Raw genomic sequence first — 24,691 nt, forward strand, 5'->3', positions numbered from 1 at the left:
AAGAATCAAGCTTAACCACTATCCTGTGATTAATACATTATAGAGTTTCACCGCAAAACTGTAGCACCAAATAGAGCGCAAACGGTTTGTATCTCAAAATTTCCTAGCCCCTATTCCATTGACTGCGTAATACCTCGACTAAGGCAAACACCCGATGAAATTTTGGAGCCCGAAAAACGAAAAATGCCCCGCAGCAATCTCTTGCTACAGGGCATGATGTAAAACGGCGTCTATATATTAAGAACCGATTCTAATTATAGTGCTGCAAGGCTTAAGCAGAAGCCTGCAATTGTCGCTGCCATAAGGTTAGACAACGTACCTGCAAGAACTGCTTTAACACCCATGCGAGCGATGTCACTACGACGGTTTGGTGCAAGGCTACCTAGACCACCAAGTAGAATCGCGATAGAAGAAAGGTTCGCGAAACCACATAGTGCGAATGAGATGATAGCTGTTGTCTTCTCAGACATTACTTCACCAGTTGCCGCGATTACTTGAGCGTTTTCACCTAGATATGGTGTGAAGTTCAAGTAAGCAACGAATTCGTTCACTACGATTTTCTGACCGATGAATGAACCAGCTGTTACAGCTTCTGCCCATGGAACACCGATTAGGAATGCTAGTGGAGAGAACGCGTAACCTAGGATTAGCTCTAGTGTTAGTTCTGGCATGCCGAACCAACCACCGATGCCACCTAGCATACCGTTGATTAGCGCGATTAGACCAACGAATGCGATTAGCATTGCACCTACGTTAAGCGCAAGTTGTAGACCAGAAGCCGCACCGCCCGCAGCTGCGTCGATTACGTTAACTGGTTTGTCGTCACCGCCGTCCATCGCTTCTTCGATACTTTCGTGAGGCTGGTCAGTCTCTGGGTGAAGGATTTTAGCGAACAGTAGACCACCTGGTGCTGCCATGAATGATGCCGCAACTAGGTACTCTAGTGGAACACCCATAGATGCGTAACCAGCTAGTACACCACCAGCAACAGAAGCTAGACCACCACACATTACCGCGAATAGCTCTGATTGAGTCATTTTTGGAACGAATGGGCGAACAACTAGAGGTGCCTCAGTTTGACCTACGAAAATGTTAGCTGCCGCTGACATTGATTCCGCACGAGAAGTGCCTAGCGCTTTTTGTAGTGCGCCACCAAGAATCTTGATAACCCATTGCATAACGCCAATGTAGTAAAGAACTGAAATCAGTGCAGAGAAGAAGATCAGTGTAGGAAGAACACGGAATGCGAAGATGAAACCGCCGCCGCCGAATACTTCGAACATCTTGTCAGAAACAAGACCACCGAACAGGAATGATGAACCATCGTTACCGTAGTTGATAACGTTAGAAACACCTGAAGAGAAACCGTTTAGTAGATCACGGCCCCAAGGTACATACAGAACAAATGCACCTAATGCGAATTGGATAGCGAATGCGCCACCCACAGTTCTAAAGTTGATAGCTTTTCGGTTGTTAGAAAATGCCACTGCAATCGCAAGAAGCACTACCATACCGATTAGGCTCATAAACAGGCTCATAGTTTATGACTTCCTTATAAGTTATTTATTGGCGTGTTACAAAATGGAGCTATAAAGCGGGGGCAATTATACTCATGCAGAATCAATTAAAGTAATGCCAGCCTCACACTTTCCTATAAGATTCATGATTGATTCAACCAGCTTTGTGAGTTAATTCACAATAAGCAGGAAAACGTTTTCGATTTCAAACCACATCTTTAGATTTTATTCACATATCGAGAAAGCAAAATTGCTATTTTTCCACAGTTGAGAGGCAATCGATTGCTTTCGGCCGTTATGCAACTCTACGAGCTCATTAAAGACGTGAATGAGTTTGGCTGGGTGATTTGACTCCCCTTGATATCCAAGTATAGGCATATCTGGTGCGTCTGTTTCGATTACTAGGTTTTCGAGTGGTAATTTTTGAATTGCGTCGCGTGTTTTCTTGGCTCTTGGGTAGGTAATCGTTCCTCCTACACCGATAAAAAAACCTAATTTGACCCACTCCATGGCTTGCTGATAACTCCCAGAAAAAGCGTGTAGCACACCACCTCTAGGGAGATTCGCCGCTTTCACCATTTGAATGAGGCGATTGTGCGCTTTTCGGCTATGTAAAATAACTGGGAGTTCGAAGCGTCTAGCCAGCTCAAATTGAACTTCAAGTGTCTTTTCTTGCAACTGTGGGTCAACATCAATGGCAAAATCTAAACCACACTCTCCTATTGCCACGCACTGTGGCCCTTTTTGATTTAGATAGCCTTCTAGCTCTGTAAGGTGCTGCTCAACGTTATCTTCAAGAAAATACGGATGAAAGCCGAGCGCATAATACAAATTAGCATGTTGCTCTGCCAAGGTTTGAATACGAGCCCAATTTTGCGGACCGACGGAAGGAATCAAAATTCTCGCGACACCTTGCGTTTGAGCAAGCTCAAGTTGATGCGCAAAGTCATCTTGAAACACATCAAAATCAAAGTGGCAGTGCGTATCAAAGAGCTTCATCTTGACGCTTTTTATCTGTATCTGCGGGCAGAAAATCAGAAGATCGTTGGGCTTCACTCTTCTCTTCAGTTTGATGGGCAGGGTCTTTTCGATATGGGACACAACTGCGTTTCTGATCGGGAGTTAACCCCATCTCTTTACACCAGTTGTCGTAACGCTTTAGCCCACGTTTAAACCAATTCATATCTTATCCTTATATAAAAACGCCCTTGGCTAAGTTTATAGCCAAGGGCGTTTTAAAATCTAGTTTGCGTTACGGCTTACCCTAACCGCGCAAATTAGTGCTCACGTGTCGCACGGAAATCAACGTCAGGAAAACGCTCTTTCGCTAAGTTTAAGTTAACCATTGTTGGAGCGATATACGTTAGATTATCACCACCATCCAATGCTAAGTTCGCTTGATTCTTGCGTTGGAACTCATCCAGTTTCTTCGCATCATCACACTCAACCCAACGCGCAGTTGCAACGTTAATGCCTTCATAAATCGCTTCAACGTTATACTCAGATTTCAAACGAGCCACAACAACATCGAACTGAAGTACACCAACGGCACCAACGATCAGATCGTTGTTCTGTAGAGGACGGAATACCTGTACCGCACCTTCTTCTGATAGCTGAACCAAACCTTTGAGAAGCTGCTTCTGCTTTAGTGGATCTTTCAGGCGAATACGACGGAATAGTTCCGGAGCGAAGTTCGGAATACCAGAGAACTTCAATGATTCACCTTGCGTAAAGGTATCACCAATCTGAATAGTACCGTGGTTGTGTAGACCAATGATGTCACCGGCGTAAGCGTGTTCTGCACGTGCACGGTCACCAGCCATAAAGGTTACTGCATCAGAGATACTCACTTGCTTGCCAAGACGAACGTGGTTCATCTTCATACCTTGCGTGTAAGTGCCCGATACAATACGCATGAATGCGATACGGTCGCGGTGTTTTGGGTCCATGTTCGCTTGGATCTTAAATACGAAACCAGAGAACTTCTCTTCAGTCGCTTCAACTTCACGTTCAACCGCTTGACGAGTTTTCGGCGCTGGAGCCCATTCAGTTAGACCGTCTAGCATATGATCCACACCAAAGTTACCTAATGCAGTACCGAAGTAAACTGGCGTCAGGTCACCTGTTAGGAACATTTCCAAATCAAACTCAGGGCAAGCACCCATGACAAGCTCAAGCTCTTCTCGAACACTTTCCGCAAGGCCTGCACCAACTTTTTCATCAAGCTCTGGGTTATCGAGACCTTTGATGATTCGAACTTCTTGAATCTCATGACCGTGACCTGATTCGTATAAAATCGTTTCATCACGGTGAATGTGGTACACACCTTTAAATTCTTTACCACAGCCGATTGGCCATGTAATTGGCGCACACATCATGCCCAACTCGTTTTCTACCTCGTCCAATACTTCCATTGGATCACGAACGTCACGGTCAAGTTTGTTCATGAAGGTTACGATTGGCGTGTCACGCAGACGCGTTACTTCCATCAGCTTACGTGTACGATCCTCGACACCTTTCGCCGCATCGATAACCATCAAACACGAGTCTACTGCCGTTAACGTACGGTATGTATCTTCCGAGAAGTCTTCGTGTCCAGGCGTATCAAGTAGGTTTACCAGACAGTCATTGTAAGGGAACTGCATTACAGAAGTGGTAACCGAGATACCACGTTCCTTTTCCATTTCCATCCAGTCTGATTTTGCGTGCTGTGCGTTACCACGACCTTTAACCGTACCTGCTTTTTGGATCGCGTTTCCGAATAACAGTACTTTTTCAGTAATGGTGGTTTTACCCGCATCCGGGTGAGAAATAATAGCGAACGTTCTGCGCTTAGACACTTCGCCTAAAAAAAGGGGATTTGACATTAGTTAATCTTCTAAATTACTTTCATGCTCACAAAATAGGCAAGCATATCTACTATTCGATATTGTGCGGTATTCTCGCTTATTATCGCTGTGCTAGCAAACTGGAAAGACATGAACTGAATTTACTCGGCTCACCAGCCTTTACCTGCAACTAACAAGGGAAAGCCAGCTCCACACAAAGAGATGTAAAAATTCAAAAAATTATTATTACATATTCAAAAGCCTCGAATCCGGATACGCATTTAAAGCATAAGTGTTGATGAGGTAATTAGTAACGGCCTAAAACTAACTCAAAAATAAGTAACTCATGATAATGGCGTCTTCCTTACCATTTCCCGATTTAGCTGGGTAATAGTTGTAACGACGGTCCACTTCATTAAAACCTGCTTGCTCATAAATATGGATAGCTGGGTGATTACTTTCACGCACTTCTAACCAAGCACTCTCTGCTTTGGCTTGTTCACAGTATTCAATAAACGCGTCCAGCAATTTTTGCCCTAGCCCTCTGCCCTGTTGAGAAGGTGCTACTGCAATATTTAATAGTGTCACTTCTCCAACAATATTCTGTCCATAGAAGTAACCAACCACTTGAGAGCCTTCCAGCATCACATGATGGCAAGCACCGCGACTGGATAAGTCACGAACCAAAGATTCGGCCCAAGGGTGAGAATGTGCTTGCTGCTCGATTTGCCAAACTTGGTCGAGGTGCTCTGCACGCATCGGCGTAATTTCAATTGTCACGCATTAGCTCCGTTAAGAAGAGTACGAACAGATTTGTTGCCACAATGCGCGGCGCTGTTCGTTATTACCATCAATATCTTGTAATAGTGGCGAGGTCAGGTGCTTTGCCTTGATGCTTTGATCAGCCTCACAGCCTGCAAACCACACCCACTCTAGCTGATGTTCACCCAGCATGGATAAGCGCTCAGGCTCTAGGTGTAGCGCATCATCAAGCGTGAGCTTAATGCTTTTTAATACGCGCTCAAACATCAATGCCGTCTCGTTTTCTGGACATATTGGCGATACCAATAGGAGTTTACATGAACTTTGCAAATCCAATAATGGCGATTGATAGCCTTCCAGTCTTTCAGGGTGTACCAGCTCCCATGTGCTGATCCCCATTTCACGTAAATACTGTTTCTCGTTAATTGACATTTTCCGTCACCTATTTGAACGAGGGCAATCCTATCAAATTATCGCGATTATACCTAAAGGACTTCAAGAAACACCTGAACACAATGAGATGATTTGGATATTCCTGAACATAGCGTTTTGCCAACGGCCACACATTGGGTATGACATATGAGGTACATTATGAAATTCTTAAATACGCTACTACTTTGCACACTGGTAGCCGCCACCAGCGTGAGTGTTTTTGCTAATAACAGCGATGAGTGGGAGCTGATTGCAACGAAAACCGTTAACTTTCATACAGAAACAGATACCGTGACACCAAATAGCCATTCCGAAACCGAAGCTTCAGTAAAATAAAACTAAAATGTGTGCAAGGAACGGTAGACATGAATGGTTTAAAAGTCGTCATGACAGATGGTAGTGAGAAAAAGCTTTCCTCTATGGGCGTACTAACAAGCGGATTGTCGACTCGTGCCTGGAGCCTTCCAGGTACAAAAGAAGCCAAGCTAAAACGGATTGAAATGACTTACAGTAGCTGGGGAAGCACAAAACTTAGCCTGCTAGGGGTAAGTAAAAAAGCGAAAATAGAGGTCTGGGGCAAAAAGAAAAGTAACCAGTCATCCTAACCTCCCTATCTCAGTTTTCAGTGAATAAGAAAGAAGCCCACTTAGTCGTGGGCTTCTTTCATTTACAGTTCAGAGAACTCTGGCGCATAGTCTATGCGTCCGGAGCGTCCAGCACATTGACCTTCGACCAACTCTGCGACTCGAAATGCACCTTTAGGGACATCCCAAGCACATTCAAAGCCCATCTCGTCGCATGATTGAAAACCCTGGCGCGCGTAATAATCAGGATCGCCCAACACCACACACACTGGGTAACCAAAATCACGCAGTGAATCAAAACCTTCTTTGATCAGCTCTGCAGCGATGCCTTGGCGACGGTAATCTTCATGAACAGCTAATGGCGCTAGCCCTTGCCATGACAAATCTTCACCATTTAAGGTCACAGGGCTAAATAAAGCATGGCCTATCACCTCTCCCTCATCTGTACACGCGACTAAGGAAAGCGTGAATTTGCTGTTTTCGCGCAAACGCATCACAAGCTCAGCTTCAGCTTCCGTCGGGAAGGCGTGTTTCAATAAGCGGTCAATGGTAAGAATGTCCGCTGGGGCTTCAGTTCGAATAAGCATTCGCTACTCCGGTTGGTTGTGCAGGCGCTTGAACTCCTTTCTGAACAAAATCAGCCAATTGATTCAAAGCGACTTGCATTGCTTTCGGTAACTGCTCTAAGTCGACACTGTCCATTAAGTTTTTCACTTCTAAGCCAAGCTCAGTATCACCTTCAATTGAAAGGCGACGTTGGAAGAACAGTGTGTCAGGGTCTTCTTTACGACCAGCAATCAGTACTAGGTCGTTTAGATTACCACTAAAACTCACATCTTCCTGAACTGGTTTTTCAGCTACCACCAATTTTTCGTCTTGATAGCTGATGTACCATGCTAAGTTCAAGTCTTTAATCGCAACTTTTAACCACTTGTCTTCAAGGAACTCAAAGTCACCATCTTCCAAGGCTTCTTTAAACACCATTTTTAGCCCTTCTAGCAACGCTTTTTGCTGAATTGGCTGTGGTAATAACTGGACTGGAGAACGCAAAATATTAGCTGCGTTCTTTACTAGTTGACTGCGAATCTTGTTTAACACGTTCATTATCCGTTACTTTGTCATTAGGTTGCTTATATTAAGCAATCGTGGCGATGAGATTACTGTTATGTATCAATAAAGTGCTTATTTTAGATTGGTGGTTTATTGCTCACTAACGCTTCTTTTTTTGAACTTACGTGTATTATTGATGCGAACAGGTGGATAAACACTTTTACAACCGTATTTTCAAAGTTATAGTTATCTGAGCGTATCCATGTGATTGTCGACTGCACAGCTAAAACCGCGAGCCCTTTAATGGCAAGTAACACTTTGGCTTGGTGGTAGATCGCCGCAGGCTTATCAGGGTGTCGCTTTTTATACACGGACGAATAATCTGGCTCATTGGAGATCGGTAATACCCTAATGCCTTCCCAGCAATTAAAACATTGGTTTGCCACGCTAACCTCAAATAGCCCTTTCTTCTTTGCCATTCTTGATAAAAAACACAATTATCGAATGGTAAGTGACCGTTACTGCGATATCGCAGGTTTAAGTCATGAGGAAATCGTCGGCTTAAACGATTGCCAAGTGCTGGGTGAACAGTTTTATAAGAAGCTTGCACCATACTATCAGCGCGCGTTCAAAGGGGCACATGTCGAAGCCGAAATCACGCTCGATGAAACCGACCTTGAAACCAGTCTTCACTTTAGTCTTTCGCCAGTTTTTGAAGGTAACGACATTCGCTTTGTTGTTTTTCACGCTGTCGATACTTCAGAAAAGCAGATACTCGTTCGCTCCTTAGAAGAGTCCGAAAGTAAGTTTGCGAAGTTAACACAACTGCTACCAGACGGCTTACTGCTTATCGAAGATGATATTGTCATCTCTGCGAACCCCGCATCAGCGCGCCTTCTCGGACTTAACTCTCCTCATGAATTGTTGGGCGAAGAGCTAAGTCGTTTATTCATCGATGAAAACAGTAAAAAGGTATTTAGTCATCGATTGAGTACATTAATTTCTGACAAACCTTTTGTCTGCTTAACCAGTGCAAGATGCGGCTTTGAACGGAAAGTTCAGCTACACGCGGATTCCACGGCGATATTAGGTAGCGAATCTCAAATTATCCTAATCCAAGATGCTGATGATGCGCCCAAAAACCTGTCTTCTGCATCGAATGAAGACATACACATTGACTCGCTCACCAAACTCTACAACCGCTTTGGCTTCACCAAACGTTTGGAACAGCTGATCAAAAAGCAAACACCGCTTCTGGTGTTCTATTTGGATATCGATAACTTCAAAAACATTAATGACTCACTTGGTCACCATATTGGCGATAAAGTGATTCAAGAGGTATCGGCCCGTCTTAAACGGTTACTGCCAAACCAAGCGATTATTGGTCATTTGGGTGGCGATGAGTTTGGCGTCATTCTGCCGGAGCCAGAAAACACCCGCATGGCTGAAATTTTGTCCGATCGCATTATCTCGTTGATCAACCAACCTTTCGACTTGCACCACTTCAGTAAACGCCTTGCGTGTTCAATTGGTAGCGTTCGATACCCTGAAGACGGACAAGATGCGCGAATCCTACTACAAAATGCCGATACTGCGATGTATGAAGCCAAAGATCGTGGTAGAAATCGTCTGATCAAATTTAACGATCAAATGAACAAAGAAGCGCGTATGCGTTTGTGGCTTGAAATTGAACTGCAAAAAGCATTGCAGCAGAACGGTTTGGAAGTGTGGTATCAACCTAAGGTTAACGCGCGAGACTTCAGTATCAACGGCGCAGAAGCGCTCGTTCGTTGGAAGCATCCAGTCGAAGGGTACATTAGTCCTGGCTCATTCATTCCTGTCGCCGAGCGCGCTGGGTTAATAGAACACCTTGGACGTGTCGTGATGCGTGATGTTTTCAATACGGTAAAACGTTGGAAGCAACAAGGCATACTGCCAGGCCGTGTCGCCATCAACCTCTCTCCCGAGCAATTTGGCAACCCACAGCTGATCGACTTTATGGAAAAGCTGCTTCGCACTACCGAGCTTGATCCAAGCTGCATTACCTTCGAGCTAACCGAAAGTGCCGTGATGAGTGATAGCGAACATACACTGCAAATGTTGAATGCGATTAAAAAGCTTGGCTTCGCTCTCTCTATCGATGACTTTGGTACCGGCTACTCTTCTCTTTCCTACTTAGCGCGTTTTCCTATTGACGAGCTAAAAATCGACCGCGCTTTTATTAATGATATCGACACACTACCGAAACAAGTCACTGTGATTGAAAACATCATTAATCTGGGTAAGTCGCTCGACTTAACTGTCGTTGCCGAGGGGGTGGAAACCCACCAGCAAGCGACCCTGCTCTCTAACCTTCAATGTAATGCGATTCAAGGATTCCATTTTTATCGCCCGCAGCCAAAACATGAAATTGAAGAGCTGTTTGTACAGAATCGTCGTCACAAGAACTAACCCCGACCCGATACCCTTACTCGCAAGGGGTAAATATCGACTTTATTGAGCTAAACCTAACTTAGGTCAATTTCGCTATTCATAATTCTTCATAAAATGCGGACACCTTTTTATTCTCAATGATTGTGAGCATATGGAACTCTTGTGTCCCGCGGGTAACCTGCCTGCGTTAAAAACTGCGATTGATTGCGGTGCCGATGCCGTCTACATTGGTTTCAAAGATGATACCAACGCCCGTCACTTTGCTGGCCTCAACTTTAACGGCAAAAAGTTAGAAAAAGCGGTGCAATACGTTCATGACCGCAATAAAAAAATTCATGTCGCGTTGAATACCTTCGCTCATCCCAATGGCTTCGAGCGCTGGACGAACGCAGTAGACAATGCAGCGGCACTGGGTGTAGACGCGCTGATTGTTGCAGACATTGCAGTGCTGGAGTACGCGGCTCGCAAATATCCCGATCTAGAACTACACCTTTCAGTGCAAGCATCAGCGACCAACGTCGCAGCCATTGATTTTTACAAACAAAACTTCAACGTAAAACGGGTAGTATTACCTCGCGTTTTATCGATTCATCAGGTCAAACAGCTTTCACGCAACATCACTAGCGATGTCGAGTTAGAAGTCTTTGCTTTTGGTAGCCTTTGCATCATGTCTGAAGGTCGCTGCTACCTATCGTCATATATGACAGGCGAGTCTCCAAACACTGTGGGAGCATGCTCTCCAGCTAAGTACGTTCGCTGGCAAGAAACAGAAAATGGTCTGGAATCCCGCCTTAACGACATTTTGATCGATCGCTACAGCGCCGGTGAAAATGCGGGCTACCCTACCTTGTGTAAAGGTCGTTTCGAAGCAGAAATCGAAGGCGAGAAAAAACGCTACCACGCACTGGAAGAACCAACCAGTTTGAACACCCTCTCTATGCTGCCAGAACTATTTGCTGCAAATGTGGCGTCTGTAAAAATTGAAGGTCGCCAACGTAGCCCAGCTTACGTAGAACAAGTCACTCGAACATGGCGAGCCGCGATTGACCGTTACCAAGCAAACCCAGAAGCTTATCAAGTCGAAGCGGCTTGGGATGCCGCATTGGCAAACGTGTCTGAAGGTACGCAGACCACACTTGGTGCTTATCACCGCAAATGGCAGTAGAGGTTAAGATGGATAATTCAATGAAATACGCGCTTGGTCCGCTGTTGTACTTCTGGCCAAAACAAGATATCGAAGCGTTTTATGAACAAGCGAAATCAAGCTCCGCGGACATCATCTATCTTGGGGAAACCGTATGTTCAAAACGTCGAGAAATGAAGCCTTCGCATTGGCTTGAAATCGCAAAAGAGCTGTCTGCATCTGGCAAGCAAGTGGTGCTATCAACAATGGCACTACTAGAAGCTCCGAGTGAAGTAAACATAATGAAGAAGTACATCGACAACGGTGACTTCGCGATTGAAGCAAATGACGTATCTGCTGTTCAATTGGCATCAGAGCATAAAGTGCCTTTCGTCGTTGGCCCTGCAATCAATACTTATAACGCACACACGCTCAACTTATTTTTGAAGCAAGGTATGATGCGTTGGTGCATGCCTGTCGAGCTATCTCGCGAATGGTTAAACGATACTTTAGTTCAGTGTGACGAGCTTGGTATTCGTAACAAGTTTGAAGTTGAGGTATTTAGCCACGGTTATTTGCCTTTAGCGTATTCCGCTCGCTGTTTCACAGCCCGAGCTGAAAACCGAGCGAAAGACGATTGCGAAACCTGCTGTATCAAATACCCTACGGGTATCCAGGTCAGCAGCCAAGAAGGGCAAGAAGTCTTTAACCTTAACGGCATTCAAACACAGTCAGGGTATTGCTACAACCTCATCAATGACTTACCTACTATGAAAGGGCTGGTTGATGTGGTCCGGTTAAGCCCTCTTGGTATCGACACTTTTTCAGAGTTAGAGCGTTTTCGCTCAAACGAATACGGCGATAATCCTGAAAAGCTCGAAAGCCGCCAATGCAATGGCTATTGGCATCAACTAGCGGGCTTAGAAGTAAAAACCATTTAATCCTTAAAGATAAAAGCGAGGCCTAGCCTCGCTTTTATCTGTTAGCTTTTGTTAGCAGGCTTGCACCCTTGGTTCGACAGAACTCTCATTAAGCAGCTTTTTCACATCTCGCCACAACATACTGATCACGACCAAACTCAATGCAATGTTAGACAATGGGAAAGCTAACCAAATACCTGTCACGCCGAAAAGTTTCGGCATAATGAATAAGAATGGCAACTGGACCAGCATGTTGCCTAGTGTTACAAACATAGCTTTGCTGCCTTTGTTTACTGATTGATAGTACGCGGCCGCCACAACTAAAAAACCATCTAAGAACAACGCAAACATGTGTAAACGAATCCCGATCACGGTGCTATCAATCAACTGTTGGTCAGCATTATTAAACACCGCAACCAGTTCGTACGGGAAAAGGTTCATCAAAACAACGAACGCCACCCCACCAAGCACAGATGTCCCCATCGCGACCTTTAATAACTTTCTGATGTTCTCCTGATTACGTGCACCGTGGTTGAAGCTCACTAAAGGCTGCATACCATTCGCAATTCCTTCTGCTATCAGATAGTAAACCGTCACGATGTACCCCAAAATGGCGTACGCTCCGATCAACATTGCACTTCCGTATTGAGCAAATAACGAGTTGTGCAGTGCCACCATCACAGAGCCGTAGGCGTACATAAAGAAACTTGATGTACCTATCATGATAATCTTTGGTGCAGCATCAACCTGAACTTTGAAGTCGCGGATACGAAGGCGTAATGTTGCTTTTGAAGTAAAGAAGTAACCAATACCGAGCACAGTGACCACTAATTGTGCAAGTGCAGTGGCAATAGCGGCTCCGGTTAACTCCCACTCCAACCAAGCAATAAATACGTAGTCTAATACAATGTTAATAACGGCACCGATGACCATCAAAATCGTTGCTAAGTTCGGGCTGTCGTCATTGCGTAATAAAAACGGAACTGCGATAGAACCCAACGTGAATACGCACGCGACAATCAGAATATGCAAATATTGCAGCGCAAGTTCAAACACTCGCCCTTCCGCACCTTGCCAGCGAATAAATTCATCCGAAAACAAGAACAATATTGTAGCAACGATCGGCATCAATGCCGCTAACAACGTCAATCCGGTCGTTAGGATTCGCTTAGCGCCTTCATGATCGTTCTCTCCTTGCTTGATCGAAGTCAGCGCGCCAGTCCCCACCCCAATCATCATTCCTATACCGAGGATCGAACCGATAATAGGCCACGCAACATTGATCCCAGCTAATCCGTCAGCGCCAACATAACGGCCAATAAAAATGCCATCAACTATTTGATACAAACCGTTTACGAGCATTGCTGCGACGGTTGGAATCGTATATTTCCAAAACTGTCTATAAATTGAGTTTTGCATGACTGTCACCAGTAGTTAGCAAAGCTAACCATTTAATTAGCAAGGCTAACTAAATGGTTAAATTAAATAAAAGAAAGATGAAACAACAAAAACTAAACCATACAGCTGAGGCCTTTGCTTCAGTTTAAAATGACTTATTACTCAATGCTTTATTCAATAAAGCTTGTAACTGTTCAGCTTCTTGCTGATTTAATTGTTGCATCATTTGGTCAGAGATATCTTTGTACACTACCTGCTCCAAAGACATTTTTTCTGCGACTTCTTCCGTAAGCAACACACGCTTAGCACGAGCATCCTCATTACATGCGATGCGTTTCACCAAACCCTTTTTTTCCAAACGCACAACCATTGTCGATGCGGAAGGCTTAGTCACTTGCAGCTCTTCTGCAAGATCGGTTATTCGCACACCCTCAGGGTAAACCTGAATCACACGTAAATAATCGAACTCATTAAAGCTTAGATGTGATAATGGATCTTCTTTGGCATAGACACGCCAAGCTTTGGCGCAAAAACGCTCTAAATCAATCAAGCTTTCTTCTAATGCCATAAAAGCCACCACCACTTAGTTAGCAAGACTAACTATTTTAAATGAGTCACTCATCAAGTTCAATCATAAAAAAAGCCGCTCTCATCGAGCGGCTCTAAATCATTCAATTTCCAGCTTCTTGGCAGCCTTTAACTTGGCCAATCTATCTTGCTGTAATTGATCGTAAATTTGCGCCAACTCCAAGAAAGAATAGCGATGCTCAACATAATCGTAAACGTTGAACGAAATCGCGAGCTTATAAAGTGAGATGGCACTTGCGATATCACCTTCAAGCTGATTACGCTTTCCAAGGTAGAAATACGTTTCCGTCAATCGTTCAGCTAGGCGATAGTTCTCTCTCGTTCCATCCATAATTGCTTTAAGCGCGTCTTCGTCCGAGACGTCTCGTAGCATGATGGCAACAAGAACCCATCCCCACTCTTCACTACGATCTCGTAAATAACGCTGTTGAAGATTGGCTTTTGCTTGCTCTGGATTTTGCTCAGCTTCGATGATGTACAGCCATAATGAACGAAAAGGATCCGTTGGCATTTCTTGATAATGCTTGGTCATATCTTCTAAAGCGAGATCGATTCTGCCACCATAATACAGTGCAATCGCACGGTTGCGCTCAGCATAGGTATTATCAGGAGCCAACTCTATGGTCGAGTCAAACGCTTCATATGCCGCATCAAACTCTCCTACTTGGGTAAAGTATACTCCCAAAAGATTGAAGATGTCCGGCTGAGCAGGATTCAACTGCAAAGACTGGTTAAAGTCCAAACGGGCAAGATCACGTAAACCAACGCTGTCGTAGTAGCTACCGCGCTCATAATGCATTTTAGCGCGCACTTCATCACTAAGGTCGGGACGTTGTAGCAACTGCGAGAGACGCGCGATTTGTACTTCTTGTTGAACACTAGGCTGAAGTGGCACCGCCATCGGTGGATATAACCACTTTTGTGCTGATTGTTGAGAAGTATTTGCACAACCGGTCAGCGCGATAGCAACACATAAAATTGCGGTTTGAAACCATTTCACTAATTGATACTCCTGTTTGGACCGCTCAAGATTTATTTCTCTTAATGCAATATAGGCGATAACCTCGTTTGAGGTTAATACATCGAAACAAACCAAAAAAGGGGAGCGAAAATGCTCCCCTTTTATAACATGCTTTCAGGCCCTTAATCTAATAAAAGGCTGAAAGTCTCATTTTGTCTTACTCGTCTTTAGCAGCTGGTGCTTCAGCAGCAGCTTCTTCAGCTGGCTTTTCTACCGCTTCTTTCATGCTTAGACGTACACGGCCTTGGCGGTCGATTTCAAGAACTTTAACTTGAACTTCTTGACCTTCAGCTAGGTAGTCAGACACTTTCTCTACGCGTTTTTCTGCGATTTGAGAAATGTGTACAAGACCATCTTTGCCTGGAAGAACCGTTACGAATGCACCGAAGTCTGCTAGACGTGCAACTTTACCTGTGTAGATACGGCCCACTTCAACTTCAGCAGTGATCTCTTCGATACGGCGGATAGCTTCTTTCGCAGCAGTGCCTTCAGTTGCCGCAATCTTGATAGTACCGTCGTCTTCGATTTCGATAGTTGTACCAGTCTCTTCAGTTAGAGCACGGATAACTGCACCACCTTTACCGATAACGTCTTTGATCTTCTCAGCGCTGATCTTCATCGTGTGAATACGCGGAGCAAATTCAGAGATGTCTTCACGAGCACCAGAGATTGCTTCATCCATTACAGATAGGATGTGCTTACGTGCGCCTTGAGCTTGGTTAAGCGCAATTTGCATGATTTCTTTAGTGATGCCTTCGATCTTGATGTCCATTTGAAGTGCAGTGATACCAGTGTTAGTACCTGCTACTTTAAAGTCCATGTCACCTAGGTGGTCTTCATCGCCAAGGATGTCAGAAAGTACAACGAAATCGTCACCTTCTTTAACAAGACCCATTGCGATACCAGCAACAGATGCTTTGATTGGCACACCTGCGTCCATAAGTGCAAGAGAAGTACCACATACTGAAGCCATTGAAGATGAACCGTTAGATTCAGTGATTTCCGATACAACACGTACTGTGTATGGGAACTCATCAACAGAAGGCATTACTGCAGCAATACCACGCTTCGCCAGTTTACCGTGGCCGATTTCACGACGCTTAGGAGAACCTACAAAACCAGTTTCACCTACACAGTATGGAGGGAAGTTGTAGTGCAGTAGGAAGTGATCTTTACGCTCACCAGTTAGCTCATCGATGATTTGAGCATCACGCTGAGTACCTAGCGTTGCAGTAACGATCGCCTGAGTTTCACCACGAGTGAATAGCGCGCTACCGTGAGTACGAGGAAGAACACCAGTACGTACATCTAGTGCACGAACCATGTCTTTTTCACGGCCATCGATACGAGGGTTACCTGCAATAATACGGCTACGTACTACTGTCTTCTCTAGATCATGGAAGATAGTGTGGATTTCTTTTGTGTCTGCTTCAGGATCTTCAGCAAGAAGAACTTCATTTACTTCCGCAGCGATCTCATGGATGCGGTCGTAACGAGCCATTTTCTCAGTAATTTGGTAAGCTTCAACAAGTTTAGCTTCTGCTAGATCAGCAATCTTATTTTTAAGCGCTGTGTTCTCTTCAGGAGCAACCCAATCCCAAGCAGGAGTTGCAACTTCTGCTTTGAATTCGTTGATAGCTTGAATAGCAACTTGTTGTTGGTCATGACCATAAACAACCGCCGCTAGCATTTCTTCTTCAGTTAGGTTGTCCGCTTCTGACTCAACCATCAGTACTGCTGACTCTGTACCTGCAACAACAAGGTCAAGCTTAGAAGTTTCTAGTTCAGTTTGGCTAGGGTTAAGTACAAGCTGACCATCGATATGACCAACACGCGCCGCACCGATAGGGCCGTTGAATGGAATGCCAGAGATAGCAAGAGCAGCAGAAGTACCGATCATTGTAACGATATCTGGCTGAACATCTGGGTTTACAGACATTACTGTCGCGATAACCTGAACTTCGTTTTTAAACGCGTCTGGGAATAGCGGACGGATTGGACGGTCGATTAGACGAGCTGTTAGCGTTTCGCCTTCAGAAGGACGACCTTCACGTTTGAAGAAGCCGCCTGGGATTTTACCCGCAGCGTAAGTACGCTCTTGGTAGTTAACCGTTAGTGGGAAGAAGTCTTGACCTGCAACGGCTTCTTTTTTACCTACAACAGATACGAATACAGACGTATCATCCATTGTGACCATAACTGCTGCTGTAGCTTGACGTGCAATAACGCCAGTTTCTAAAGTAACTGTGTGGTTACCGTACTGGAACGTTTTAACAACTGGTTTTTCGAACATTGTTATTCCTTGTTTCTAATCTTCCTTTAGTGCTTAAAGAAATCTTAGATGTGTTAATTGACACTCAAGGCATTACGAATCGCGACTAGTAAAAAGAAACTCGGAAATTCCTTTTGAATAGTCGCGACCTTTTGGTCGACGTGGTTGACTGTAATGCTATGAGCTTTTGAGAAAACCTCTTACAAGGTTTAGCCGCCAGTATTATAACGGCATAAGTCTAATTTGGCTAAATTTAGGCAACAAAAAAGGGGCATAAAGCCCCTTTTTAGACAAACTGCTATGCAGTCGCTGATTAGCGACGTAGGCCTAGACGTTTGATTAGGTCTTGGTAGCGAGCTAGGTTTTTACCTTTTAGGTAATCTAGAAGCTTACGACGACGAGAAACCATGCGTAGAAGACCACGACGGCTGTGGTGATCGCCTTTGTGCGCTTTGAAGTGACCTTGTAGGTGGTTGATAGAAGCTGTAAGTAGAGCTACTTGAACTTCTGGTGAACCAGTGTCGCCTTCGCCTTGTGCGTATTCTGCAACGATTGCTGCTTTAGTTTCTGCATTCAGAGACATAATTCTCTCCTAATAAGAGTAGGTTTAAAGTTGTAGCAGCCAATCTCTGATTCAGCCGCTACGCGAAGCGAGGATTATAGGGAAATTTCCTATCTCGTGCAATATAAAAATACCGACACTCAGGTCGGTATTTTCAATCATTTACTTGGATGCAACGTCATCTCGGAACACGACCAATCGCTTAGGAGCGATTTTGCCATCTTCGTTCATTTCGCCAACGCCAATAAATAAGCGTTCTTCACCCATAGTAAGGCGAAGTGAGCCCTCTGTCGGAGCACCAAATACTTGAACGGGCTGCCCATGTTGGACCATATCCGCCAGTTCAGGCACCAAGTTGACTTCTGGTAAGTCTTCTACCGCTGTATCCATTGGCAAAAGTAGCGGGTCCAGTAGTTCTCGAGGCGCTCGTTCCTCGCGGTGAGCTTGCTCTAGCAACTCATTTAGTTGCTCAAGTGTTACCATATTCTCGTAAGGGTATTTAGCCACACCAGTACGACGAAGCATAGTTACGTGCGCACCACAACCTAACATTTCGCCCAGATCATCAACGATAGTACGAATATAGGTACCTTTAGAGCAGTGCACTTCCATCTCTACTTCATCGCCTTCAAAACGGTGAAGAACAATCTCATATACCGTGATCTTACGAGATTCACGCGGAACTTCGATGCCTTTACGAGCGTATTCATACAAGGGTTTACCTTGATACTTCAACGCAGAGAACATGGAAGGCACTTGATCAGATTCACCACGGAACTGATCGATGCACGCTTCTAGCTTGTCTAACGTAACATCGACTGGACGCGTCTCTACAACTTCACCATCCGAGTCAGACGTATTGGTACGTTCACCCAGCTTTGCGATCACGCGGTAGCGTTTATCAGAATCAAGAAGAAACTGAGAAAATTTTGTCGCTTCACCCAAGCAAATTGGCAGCATGCCTGTCGCTAATGGGTCCAAGGCTCCAGTGTGGCCTGCTTTCTCGGCAAAGTAGATTCGCTTTACTTTTTGCAGTGCATCATTGGAAGAGATACCTGTTGGTTTGTCCAACAGTATAACGCCATTAATTGGACGACCTTTACGACGACGAGCCATTATTCTTCGTCCTCACGACCAGAATCTTTTTGCTTTTGTTTGTCTGAACTAACGACTTCAGACACTAGGTTAGACATACGCATACCTTCAACAAGCGTATTGTCATAGTGGAAGCGGATTTCTGGCGTTAAACGTAGACGAATACGCTTACCTAACATCATGCGAATGTGCACTTCGTGCTCACGTAGCGCTGCTAGACATGATTCAGGTGTTTGCTCACCCACACATAGGAAGGTCACAAATACTTTTGCGTAAGCTAGGTCACGAGAGACTTCTACGTCTGAGATCGTCACCATGCCAAGGCGAGAGTCACGAACTTCACGTTGAAGGATCATCGCTAGTTCTTTTTGCAGCTGCTGTGCAACGCGCTGCGTGCGGCTAAATTCTTTTGACATATCTTTACTCTTATATAGAAAGAATGGGGGGTTGGTCAAAGCCAGCCCCCCATGGTGTATTCAACAACCAATTACTACTTATCTTTCAAAGACAATATTAGTAATTTTAGTCAATTAGTCTAGAGTACGTTTAATTTCAACGATTTCGAAGACTTCGATTTGGTCACCAACGCGAACATCATTGTAGTTCTTAACGCCGATACCACATTCGTAGCCATTCTTAACTTCTTGAACGTCATCTTTGAAACGACGCAGTGACTCTAGTTCACCTTCGTAAATAACAACGTTATCACGTAGTACACGGATTGGGTTGTTACGCTTGATCACACCTTCTGTAACCATACAACCAGCGATAGCGCCCAGTTTCGGTGACTTAAACACGTCACGAACTTCAGCAAGACCAATGATCTCTTGCTTGAATTCTGGAGCAAGCATACCGCCCATTGCTTGTTTCACTTCGTCAATCAATTGGTAAATGATTGAGTAGTAACGTAAGTCAACAGCTGCGGCTTCAACAGCACGACGAGCAGAAGCATCTGCACGAACGTTAAAGCCAAGGATGATTGCGTTTGAAGCTTCCGCTAGTACTACGTCAGTTTCCGTAATACCACCAACACCAGAACCAACGATGTTCACTTTAACTTCGTCAGTAGATAGCTTAACTAGTGAGTCTGCGATTGCTTCTACAGAACCTTGAACGTCTGCTTTAAGTACAACGTTAAGTTCAGCAACTTCACCAGCAGTCATGTTAGAGAACATGTTCTCTAGTTTAGATTTCTGCTGACGAGCAAGTTTCACTTCACGGAACTTACCAGCACGGTAGTTAGCTACTTCACGCGCTTTACGCTCGTCACGAACTACTGTTGCTTCATCACCTGAAGATGGTACACCTGAAAGACCTAGGATCTCTACAGGGATAGATGGGCCAGCCGAAGTAATTTCTTTACCTAGCTCATCACGCATTGCACGAACACGGCCGTATTCTTGACCACAAAGAACGATGTCGCCTTTGTTTAGTGTACCTGATTGAACAAGTACTGTTGCAACTGGACCACGACCTTTATCTAGGCGAGATTCAACAACAACACCAGATGCCATGCCTTCAGCTACAGCTGTAAGTTCAAGAACTTCAGACTGAAGAAGGATTGCTTCTAGAAGACCATCGATGTTTGTACCCTGTTTAGCAGAGATGTGAACGAACATGTTCTCACCGCCCCACTCTTCAGGAATAACGTCGTATTGAGCAAGCTCGTTCTTAACGTTATCTGGGTTCGCGTCTTCTTTATCGATCTTGTTCACAGCAACAATTAGAGGAACGCCTGCCGCTTTCGCGTGCTGAATCGCTTCTACTGTTTGTGGCATTACGCCATCGTCTGCTGCAACTACAAGAACAACGATATCTGTCGCTTGAGCACCACGAGCACGCATTGCAGTAAACGCTGCGTGTCCAGGAGTATCAAGGAACGTGATCATGCCGTTGTCTGTTTCAACGTGGTACGCACCAATGTGCTGAGTAATACCACCCGCTTCGCCAGAAGCAACGTGTGTGCGACGGATGTAGTCAAGTGTTGACGTTTTACCGTGGTCAACGTGACCCATGATAGTAACAACTGGAGCACGTGGAACTGCTTCCGCGTTAGTGTCACGGTCAGATAGTACCGCTTCTTCCAGTTCGTTCTCTTTACGAAGAACTACTTTATGGCCCATTTCTTCAGCAACAAGTTGTGCTGTTTCTTGGTCGATCACTTGGTTGATAGTCGCCATAGCGCCCATCTTCATCATTACTTTGATAACTTCTGTCGCTTTAACCGACATCTTGTTAGCAAGTTCTGATAGAACGATCGTTTCGCCAATTACAACGTCTTGCTTAGCAACCGTTGCTGACTTATCAAACCCGTGCTGCATTGAAGTCGGCTTAGCAAGTTTGCCCTTACGACCTCTACCGCCACGTTGGTTGTTACGGCCACCGCGAGCTTGGTCGTCTTTACCCGAAGCTGCTTTTTTCTTCTTACGACGACCGCCTTCTACTTTGCGATCTGCTTCATCTTCGGCTTCACGTGCGTATTGTGAAGTCGTTACATGGTAATCTGTATCTTCCATATCACCCTTTTTCTCTTCTGCAGCAGACCAACGCTCTTTATTCTTTTCAGCCAATTCGCGAGCTTCTTCAAGCTTGCGCTGACTTTCCTCTTCAGCCTTACGCTTAGCTTCTTCTTCCTGACGACGTTTAAGCTCGTCGGCCTCTTTTCGCGCTGCTTCTTGCTTAATTTTCTCTTCAGCATCACGCTTTGCTTTTTCTTCAGCATTACGTTGTGCATTCGTATCTACGTCTCGCTTCGCTTTTTCTTCAGCTTCACGTTTCGCTTTTTCTTCCGCTTCACGTTTTGCAGCTTCTTCAGCTTCACGTTTCGCAGCTTCTTCAGCTTCACGTTTTGCAGCTTCTTCTGCTGCACGTTTTGCTGCTTCTTCTGCTTCACGTTGTGCTGCTTCTTCAGCTTCACGTTTCGCTTCATCTTCAATTGTGCTGCGCTTCACGTATGTACGTTTTTTGCGCACCTCAACCTGAACATTCTTACTCTTACCACCACCCGCGTTCACACTAAGTGTACTACGAGTTTTACGCTGAAGCGTAAGGCGAGTCGGCTCTGAATCACCTGATTTATCACCGTGTTCTTTCTTTAAATGAGAGAGAAGCTTCTGCTTCTCTTCATCAGTAACATTGTCAGAGCTCGCCTTTTTAATGCCAGCGTCAGCAAGTTGTTCAATCAAGCGGTCGACTGGCGTACCAATCTCATCACTCAGTGCTTTAACTGTTAATTGTGTCATGCCGCTTCCTCCTTGCCGAAAATTATGCTTCTTCGCCGAACCAACAGATGTTACGTGCGGCCATAATTAGCTCACCTGCACGTTCTTCGGTCAGGCCTTCGATACCTTCTAAATCGTCAATACCTTGGTCAGCAAGATCTTCCAGTGTCGCTACACCTTTCGCTGCCAATTTAAATGCCATCTCACGCTCAAGACCTTCAAGTGCAAGTAGGTCCTCAGCTGGTTCTAGACCTTCAAAAGACTCTTCTTGTGCTAGTGCGATCGTCGTTAGTGCATCTTTTGCACGTCCACGAAGCTCTTCGATTAGTTCTTCATTCAAACCATCGATTTCTAGTAGCTCGTTAACTGGCACGTATGCGATTTCTTCTAGCGTTGAGAAACCTTCTTCAACAAGAAGTTGAGCGAAGTCTTCTTCAATATCTAGGTACTTCATGAAGTTTTCAATAGATGCTTGTGATTCTTCAGCGTGTTTCTTCTGAAGATCAGCAACTGTCATAACATTCAGTTCCCAACCTGTTAGTTGAGATGCTAGACGCACGTTTTGACCGTTACGACCGATAGCTTGCGCTAGGTTGTCAGCTTCAACTGCGATGTCCATTGAGTGTGCATCCTCATCAACGATGATAGAAGCAACATCAGCTGGCGCCATTGCGTTGATAACGAATTGAGCTGGGTTATCATCCCAAAGCACAATATCGATACGCTCCCCACCAAGTTCGCCAGAAACAGCTTGTACACGTGCACCACGCATACCAACACACGCACCTACAGGGTCGATACGTTTGTCATTTGTTTTGACAGCGATCTTAGCGCGAGAACCAGGATCACGTGCCGCGCCTTTCAACTCGATAATATCTTCTGCGATTTCAGGCACTTCAACACGGAACAGTTCTGCCAACATTTCTGGCTTAGAACGAGTGATGAACAATTGGAAACCACGTGCTTCAGGCGCGACTTTGTAAAGAAGGCCACGTACACGGTCGCCTGGACGGAAGTTTTCACGAGGAAGTTGGTCATCACGCAGGATTACCGCTTCAGCGTTATTACCAAGATCAAGCACGATTGTGTCACGGTTTACTTTTTTCACGACACCAGTGATTAGATCACCTTCATTGTCGATGAACTGTTCAACGATTTGTGCGCGCTCAGCTTCACGAACTTTTTGTACGATAACTTGCTTAGCAGTTTGAGTCGTAATACGGTCAAACGTTACTGATTCGATTTCGTCTTCTACGTAGTCGCCAAGCTCGATTGAGTCATCTTCGTATTGCGCTGCTTCTAGTGAGATCTCTTTTGTAGGGTTCTCAACGTCATCAACAACTAACCAACGGCGGTAAGTTACAAACTCACCGGTTTTACGGTCAATGGCAACACGTACGTCGATTTCGATTTCGTATTTTTTCTTTGTAGAAGTTGCTAGAGCAATCTCAAGAGCCTCAAAGATACGCTCACGAGGTACCGCTTTTTCGTTCGATACCGCTTCTGCTACCGCTAAAATTTCTTTACTCATTGTATTTAGCCTCTAAGCTTAAACTTTTTTAGGGAACTAAAATTTAGGGATCAGGTTAGCTTTGGAAATGTTACTTAGAGCAAACTCTTCTTGCTGACCGTCTACAGTAATTGTCACTGTTTCGCCATCAACACCGTGGATAATACCTTTCCACTTACGACGGTTTGCTACAGCCATTTTCAATACGATGCTGACCTCGTGACCAATAAATTGCTCGTAATGTGCTGCTTTAAAAAGTGGTCTTTCTAAACCTGGAGAAGACACTTCTAGGCTGTAAGCAACAGAAATTGGATCTTCAACGTCTAAAACTGCACTAACTTGGTGGCTAACTTCTGCACAGTCGTCTACGTTAATACCATTTTCATGGTCAATGTAGATACGTAACGTTGAGTGCGCGCCTGCACGAATGAATTCTAATCCAACTAACTCATAACCTGATGCCGCTACTGGCGCGTCAAGCATTTCAGTAAGTTGTCTTTCTAAACCAGTCATTTAACCACTCCAGAAACAAAAAAAGGGCTCAGAGCCCAATCAAAAAACCAAGCAGTATCTGAGCTATTTCAAAAAGCTCAGATAACAAAAAACCCCGATAGTCGGGGTTTTATGCTGCTGGACCCTGATACGTTAAGAATAGCCAACAATTGCTTTTCTTAACTCGTAGTGTGGTTAGCACTACGCAAACTTGCCAATCTACGATTTCCTTTTAAAGAAAGAGATTGGTTGCGGGGGCCGGATTTGAACCGACGACCTTCGGGTTATGAGCCCGACGAGCTACCAAGCTGCTCCACCCCGCGTCCGACTTGCTGAGCATTATACTCGCAAACAAGTGATTTACAAGTTTGTAAATACATGGTGCCGAGAGAGGGACTCGAACCCTCACACCTAAGGCACTAGCACCTCATGCTAGCGTGTCTACCAATTTCACCATCTCGGCATCAAAACCTTACAGCTTATTGAGGAATTTCATCACCCGCAGGGGCAGGAACTTCACTCGCTGCATCCTTAACTTGTTCAACAACTGGTTGACCTAACGTTGGGTCTACCCATTGTGATTCAGTCTGGTGCGTAGACATACGACCAAGTAACAAGCTAACGATAAAGAATACGGTTGCTAAAATAGCAGTTGTTCGGGTTAAGAAATTACCTGAGCCGCCAGCACCAAACACTGTGTTTGAAGCACCAGCACCGAACGAGGCTCCCATATCTGCGCCTTTACCTTGTTGAATCAACACAAGGCCAATCACACCAAGCGCTGCCAACAGGTAAATCACAAGTAGAACTGAAAACATTTTTTCCACCTATGTTCCAAATTGTTGAGCCAGCGCCGTTCAAAAGAATAAATCATTATGAACAA

General features: G+C 44.8%; 22 protein-coding genes, 2 tRNA genes and 1 pseudogene. 4 read left to right on the forward strand and 21 right to left on the reverse strand.

What is annotated here, in order from left to right; translation table 11 throughout:
- Nucleotides 1–254 precede the first annotated feature (254 nt).
- The 6 genes from IJ23_RS04660 to IJ23_RS04685 form a co-directional block, all read right to left on the reverse strand.
- Complete coding sequence (locus IJ23_RS04660; RefSeq protein WP_005380131.1) at nucleotides 255–1,538, reverse strand: NupC/NupG family nucleoside CNT transporter; 1,284 nt, start codon at nucleotides 1,536–1,538, stop codon at nucleotides 255–257.
- 204 nt (nucleotides 1,539–1,742) lie between these two features.
- Nucleotides 1,743–2,516 (reverse strand): TatD family hydrolase, encoded by a 774-nt coding sequence (locus tag IJ23_RS04665; RefSeq protein ID WP_033905570.1) that lies wholly within the window; start codon nucleotides 2,514–2,516, stop codon nucleotides 1,743–1,745.
- The gene (locus IJ23_RS04670; RefSeq protein WP_033905572.1) at nucleotides 2,503–2,700 is read right to left on the reverse strand and encodes a DUF5363 family protein; all 198 of its coding nucleotides are present in this window, start codon (nucleotides 2,698–2,700) and stop codon (nucleotides 2,503–2,505) included. Before IJ23_RS04670 ends, IJ23_RS04665 begins: the two co-directional genes overlap by 14 nt.
- A gap of 94 nt (nucleotides 2,701–2,794) precedes the next feature.
- Nucleotides 2,795–4,384 (reverse strand): peptide chain release factor 3, encoded by a 1,590-nt coding sequence (gene prfC, locus IJ23_RS04675; protein ID WP_033905573.1) that lies wholly within the window; start codon nucleotides 4,382–4,384, stop codon nucleotides 2,795–2,797.
- A 285-nt stretch (nucleotides 4,385–4,669) separates the two neighbouring features.
- Nucleotides 4,670–5,125, reverse strand: a complete 456-nt coding sequence (gene rimI, locus IJ23_RS04680; protein ID WP_005380122.1) for a ribosomal protein S18-alanine N-acetyltransferase — start codon at nucleotides 5,123–5,125, stop codon at nucleotides 4,670–4,672.
- Nucleotides 5,126–5,137: 12 nt separating this feature from the next.
- Nucleotides 5,138–5,539 carry a DNA polymerase III subunit psi gene (locus tag IJ23_RS04685; protein ID WP_005380121.1) on the reverse strand — a complete coding sequence of 134 codons (402 nt, stop codon included), beginning with the start codon at nucleotides 5,537–5,539 and terminating at the stop codon, nucleotides 5,138–5,140.
- Nucleotides 5,540–5,698: 159 nt separating this feature from the next.
- Between IJ23_RS04685 and IJ23_RS04690 the strand changes: the two are divergent.
- A pseudogene (locus IJ23_RS04690) lies at nucleotides 5,699–6,144 on the forward strand (hypothetical protein).
- 62 nt (nucleotides 6,145–6,206) lie between these two features.
- Here the strand turns inward: IJ23_RS04690 and IJ23_RS04695 are convergent.
- Together IJ23_RS04695 and ubiT are read right to left on the reverse strand one after the other, a co-directional pair.
- Nucleotides 6,207–6,710 carry a GNAT family N-acetyltransferase gene (locus IJ23_RS04695; protein ID WP_005380119.1) on the reverse strand — a complete coding sequence of 168 codons (504 nt, stop codon included), beginning with the start codon at nucleotides 6,708–6,710 and terminating at the stop codon, nucleotides 6,207–6,209.
- Complete coding sequence (ubiT, locus tag IJ23_RS04700; protein ID WP_005394645.1) at nucleotides 6,694–7,221, reverse strand: ubiquinone anaerobic biosynthesis accessory factor UbiT; 528 nt, start codon at nucleotides 7,219–7,221, stop codon at nucleotides 6,694–6,696. The genes IJ23_RS04695 and ubiT overlap by 17 nt, the downstream gene beginning before the upstream one ends.
- A 363-nt stretch (nucleotides 7,222–7,584) precedes the next feature.
- Here ubiT and IJ23_RS04710 point away from each other — a divergent pair, with 363 nt between their 5' ends.
- The 3 genes from IJ23_RS04710 (at nucleotide 7,585) to IJ23_RS04720 (ending at nucleotide 11,670) form a co-directional block, all read left to right on the forward strand.
- Nucleotides 7,585–9,624: a sensor domain-containing protein gene (locus IJ23_RS04710; protein WP_005380112.1), complete on the forward strand. Its 2,040-nt coding sequence runs from the start codon at nucleotides 7,585–7,587 to the stop codon at nucleotides 9,622–9,624.
- Nucleotides 9,625–9,757: 133 nt separating this feature from the next.
- Entirely contained in the window at nucleotides 9,758–10,771 is a 1,014-nt protein-coding gene (gene ubiU / locus IJ23_RS04715) for a ubiquinone anaerobic biosynthesis protein UbiU (protein WP_005386427.1), read from the forward strand.
- Nucleotides 10,772–10,791: 20 nt separating this feature from the next.
- A complete protein-coding gene (locus tag IJ23_RS04720; RefSeq protein WP_021034024.1) occupies nucleotides 10,792–11,670 on the forward strand; it encodes a U32 family peptidase in 879 nt (292 codons plus the stop codon).
- Between the two features lie 51 nt (nucleotides 11,671–11,721).
- Here the strand turns inward: IJ23_RS04720 and IJ23_RS04725 are convergent, their stop codons facing one another.
- From IJ23_RS04725 to secG, 13 genes are all read right to left on the reverse strand, one after another.
- Complete coding sequence (locus IJ23_RS04725; protein WP_033905574.1) at nucleotides 11,722–13,068, reverse strand: MATE family efflux transporter; 1,347 nt, start codon at nucleotides 13,066–13,068, stop codon at nucleotides 11,722–11,724.
- Between the two features lie 124 nt (nucleotides 13,069–13,192).
- A complete protein-coding gene (locus tag IJ23_RS04730) occupies nucleotides 13,193–13,615 on the reverse strand; it encodes a MarR family winged helix-turn-helix transcriptional regulator (protein ID WP_005380103.1) in 423 nt (140 codons plus the stop codon).
- A 99-nt stretch (nucleotides 13,616–13,714) separates the two neighbouring features.
- On the reverse strand, nucleotides 13,715–14,635 hold the full coding sequence (gene nlpI, locus IJ23_RS04735) for a lipoprotein NlpI (protein WP_005380101.1): 921 nt from the start codon (nucleotides 14,633–14,635) through the stop codon (nucleotides 13,715–13,717).
- A 178-nt stretch (nucleotides 14,636–14,813) separates the two neighbouring features.
- On the reverse strand, nucleotides 14,814–16,949 hold the full coding sequence (gene pnp / locus IJ23_RS04740; protein WP_005380098.1) for a polyribonucleotide nucleotidyltransferase: 2,136 nt from the start codon (nucleotides 16,947–16,949) through the stop codon (nucleotides 14,814–14,816).
- A 292-nt stretch (nucleotides 16,950–17,241) separates the two neighbouring features.
- A complete protein-coding gene (rpsO, locus tag IJ23_RS04745) occupies nucleotides 17,242–17,511 on the reverse strand; it encodes a 30S ribosomal protein S15 (RefSeq protein ID WP_005380094.1) in 270 nt (89 codons plus the stop codon).
- 141 nt (nucleotides 17,512–17,652) lie between these two features.
- A complete protein-coding gene (gene truB / locus IJ23_RS04750) occupies nucleotides 17,653–18,606 on the reverse strand; it encodes a tRNA pseudouridine(55) synthase TruB (RefSeq protein ID WP_017820421.1) in 954 nt (317 codons plus the stop codon).
- Nucleotides 18,606–19,001, reverse strand: a complete 396-nt coding sequence (rbfA, locus tag IJ23_RS04755; protein ID WP_005380087.1) for a 30S ribosome-binding factor RbfA — start codon at nucleotides 18,999–19,001, stop codon at nucleotides 18,606–18,608. Before rbfA ends, truB begins: the two co-directional genes overlap by 1 nt.
- Before the next feature lie 114 nt (nucleotides 19,002–19,115).
- Nucleotides 19,116–21,827: a translation initiation factor IF-2 gene (gene infB, locus IJ23_RS04760; protein ID WP_005380086.1), complete on the reverse strand. Its 2,712-nt coding sequence runs from the start codon at nucleotides 21,825–21,827 to the stop codon at nucleotides 19,116–19,118.
- 22 nt (nucleotides 21,828–21,849) lie between these two features.
- The gene (nusA, locus tag IJ23_RS04765) at nucleotides 21,850–23,337 is read right to left on the reverse strand and encodes a transcription termination factor NusA (protein WP_005380084.1); all 1,488 of its coding nucleotides are present in this window, start codon (nucleotides 23,335–23,337) and stop codon (nucleotides 21,850–21,852) included.
- A gap of 36 nt (nucleotides 23,338–23,373) precedes the next feature.
- Nucleotides 23,374–23,829, reverse strand: coding sequence for a ribosome maturation factor RimP (gene rimP, locus IJ23_RS04770; protein ID WP_005386424.1), 456 nt, complete (start codon nucleotides 23,827–23,829; stop codon nucleotides 23,374–23,376).
- 225 nt (nucleotides 23,830–24,054) lie between these two features.
- A tRNA-Met gene (locus tag IJ23_RS04775) sits at nucleotides 24,055–24,131 on the reverse strand.
- Between the two features lie 56 nt (nucleotides 24,132–24,187).
- Nucleotides 24,188–24,271, reverse strand: a tRNA-Leu gene (locus IJ23_RS04780).
- Nucleotides 24,272–24,287: 16 nt separating this feature from the next.
- Nucleotides 24,288–24,626, reverse strand: coding sequence for a preprotein translocase subunit SecG (secG, locus tag IJ23_RS04785; RefSeq protein WP_005380080.1), 339 nt, complete (start codon nucleotides 24,624–24,626; stop codon nucleotides 24,288–24,290).
- Between the last annotated feature and the right edge of the window lie 65 nt (nucleotides 24,627–24,691).

Source organism: Vibrio sp. OY15, from assembly GCF_000742455.1.
Classification (GTDB): domain Bacteria; phylum Pseudomonadota; class Gammaproteobacteria; order Enterobacterales; family Vibrionaceae; genus Vibrio; species Vibrio alginolyticus.

Excerpts from the sequence above, each read along its gene's own strand:
- IJ23_RS04720 (WP_021034024.1), top strand. The coding sequence starts at position 10,792 with ATGAAATACGCGCTTGGTCCGCTGTTGTACTTCTGGCCAAAACAAGAT.
- IJ23_RS04730 (WP_005380103.1), bottom strand. The coding sequence starts at position 13,615 with ATGGCATTAGAAGAAAGCTTGATTGATTTAGAGCGTTTTTGCGCCAAA.
- IJ23_RS04665 (WP_033905570.1), bottom strand. The coding sequence starts at position 2,516 with ATGAAGCTCTTTGATACGCACTGCCACTTTGATTTTGATGTGTTTCAA.
- prfC (WP_033905573.1), bottom strand. The coding sequence starts at position 4,384 with ATGTCAAATCCCCTTTTTTTAGGCGAAGTGTCTAAGCGCAGAACGTTC.
- IJ23_RS04660 (WP_005380131.1), bottom strand. The coding sequence starts at position 1,538 with ATGAGCCTGTTTATGAGCCTAATCGGTATGGTAGTGCTTCTTGCGATT.
- rimP (WP_005386424.1), bottom strand. The coding sequence starts at position 23,829 with ATGACTGGTTTAGAAAGACAACTTACTGAAATGCTTGACGCGCCAGTA.
- infB (WP_005380086.1), bottom strand. The coding sequence starts at position 21,827 with ATGACACAATTAACAGTTAAAGCACTGAGTGATGAGATTGGTACGCCA.
- ubiU (WP_005386427.1), top strand. The coding sequence starts at position 9,758 with ATGGAACTCTTGTGTCCCGCGGGTAACCTGCCTGCGTTAAAAACTGCG.
- IJ23_RS04710 (WP_005380112.1), top strand. The coding sequence starts at position 7,585 with ATGCCTTCCCAGCAATTAAAACATTGGTTTGCCACGCTAACCTCAAAT.
- rpsO (WP_005380094.1), bottom strand. The coding sequence starts at position 17,511 with ATGTCTCTGAATGCAGAAACTAAAGCAGCAATCGTTGCAGAATACGCA.
- rbfA (WP_005380087.1), bottom strand. The coding sequence starts at position 19,001 with ATGTCAAAAGAATTTAGCCGCACGCAGCGCGTTGCACAGCAGCTGCAA.
- nusA (WP_005380084.1), bottom strand. The coding sequence starts at position 23,337 with ATGAGTAAAGAAATTTTAGCGGTAGCAGAAGCGGTATCGAACGAAAAA.
- IJ23_RS04695 (WP_005380119.1), bottom strand. The coding sequence starts at position 6,710 with ATGCTTATTCGAACTGAAGCCCCAGCGGACATTCTTACCATTGACCGC.
- IJ23_RS04725 (WP_033905574.1), bottom strand. The coding sequence starts at position 13,068 with ATGCAAAACTCAATTTATAGACAGTTTTGGAAATATACGATTCCAACC.
- IJ23_RS04670 (WP_033905572.1), bottom strand. The coding sequence starts at position 2,700 with ATGAATTGGTTTAAACGTGGGCTAAAGCGTTACGACAACTGGTGTAAA.
- IJ23_RS04685 (WP_005380121.1), bottom strand. The coding sequence starts at position 5,539 with ATGTCAATTAACGAGAAACAGTATTTACGTGAAATGGGGATCAGCACA.
- secG (WP_005380080.1), bottom strand. The coding sequence starts at position 24,626 with ATGTTTTCAGTTCTACTTGTGATTTACCTGTTGGCAGCGCTTGGTGTG.
- truB (WP_017820421.1), bottom strand. The coding sequence starts at position 18,606 with ATGGCTCGTCGTCGTAAAGGTCGTCCAATTAATGGCGTTATACTGTTG.
- pnp (WP_005380098.1), bottom strand. The coding sequence starts at position 16,949 with ATGTTCGAAAAACCAGTTGTTAAAACGTTCCAGTACGGTAACCACACA.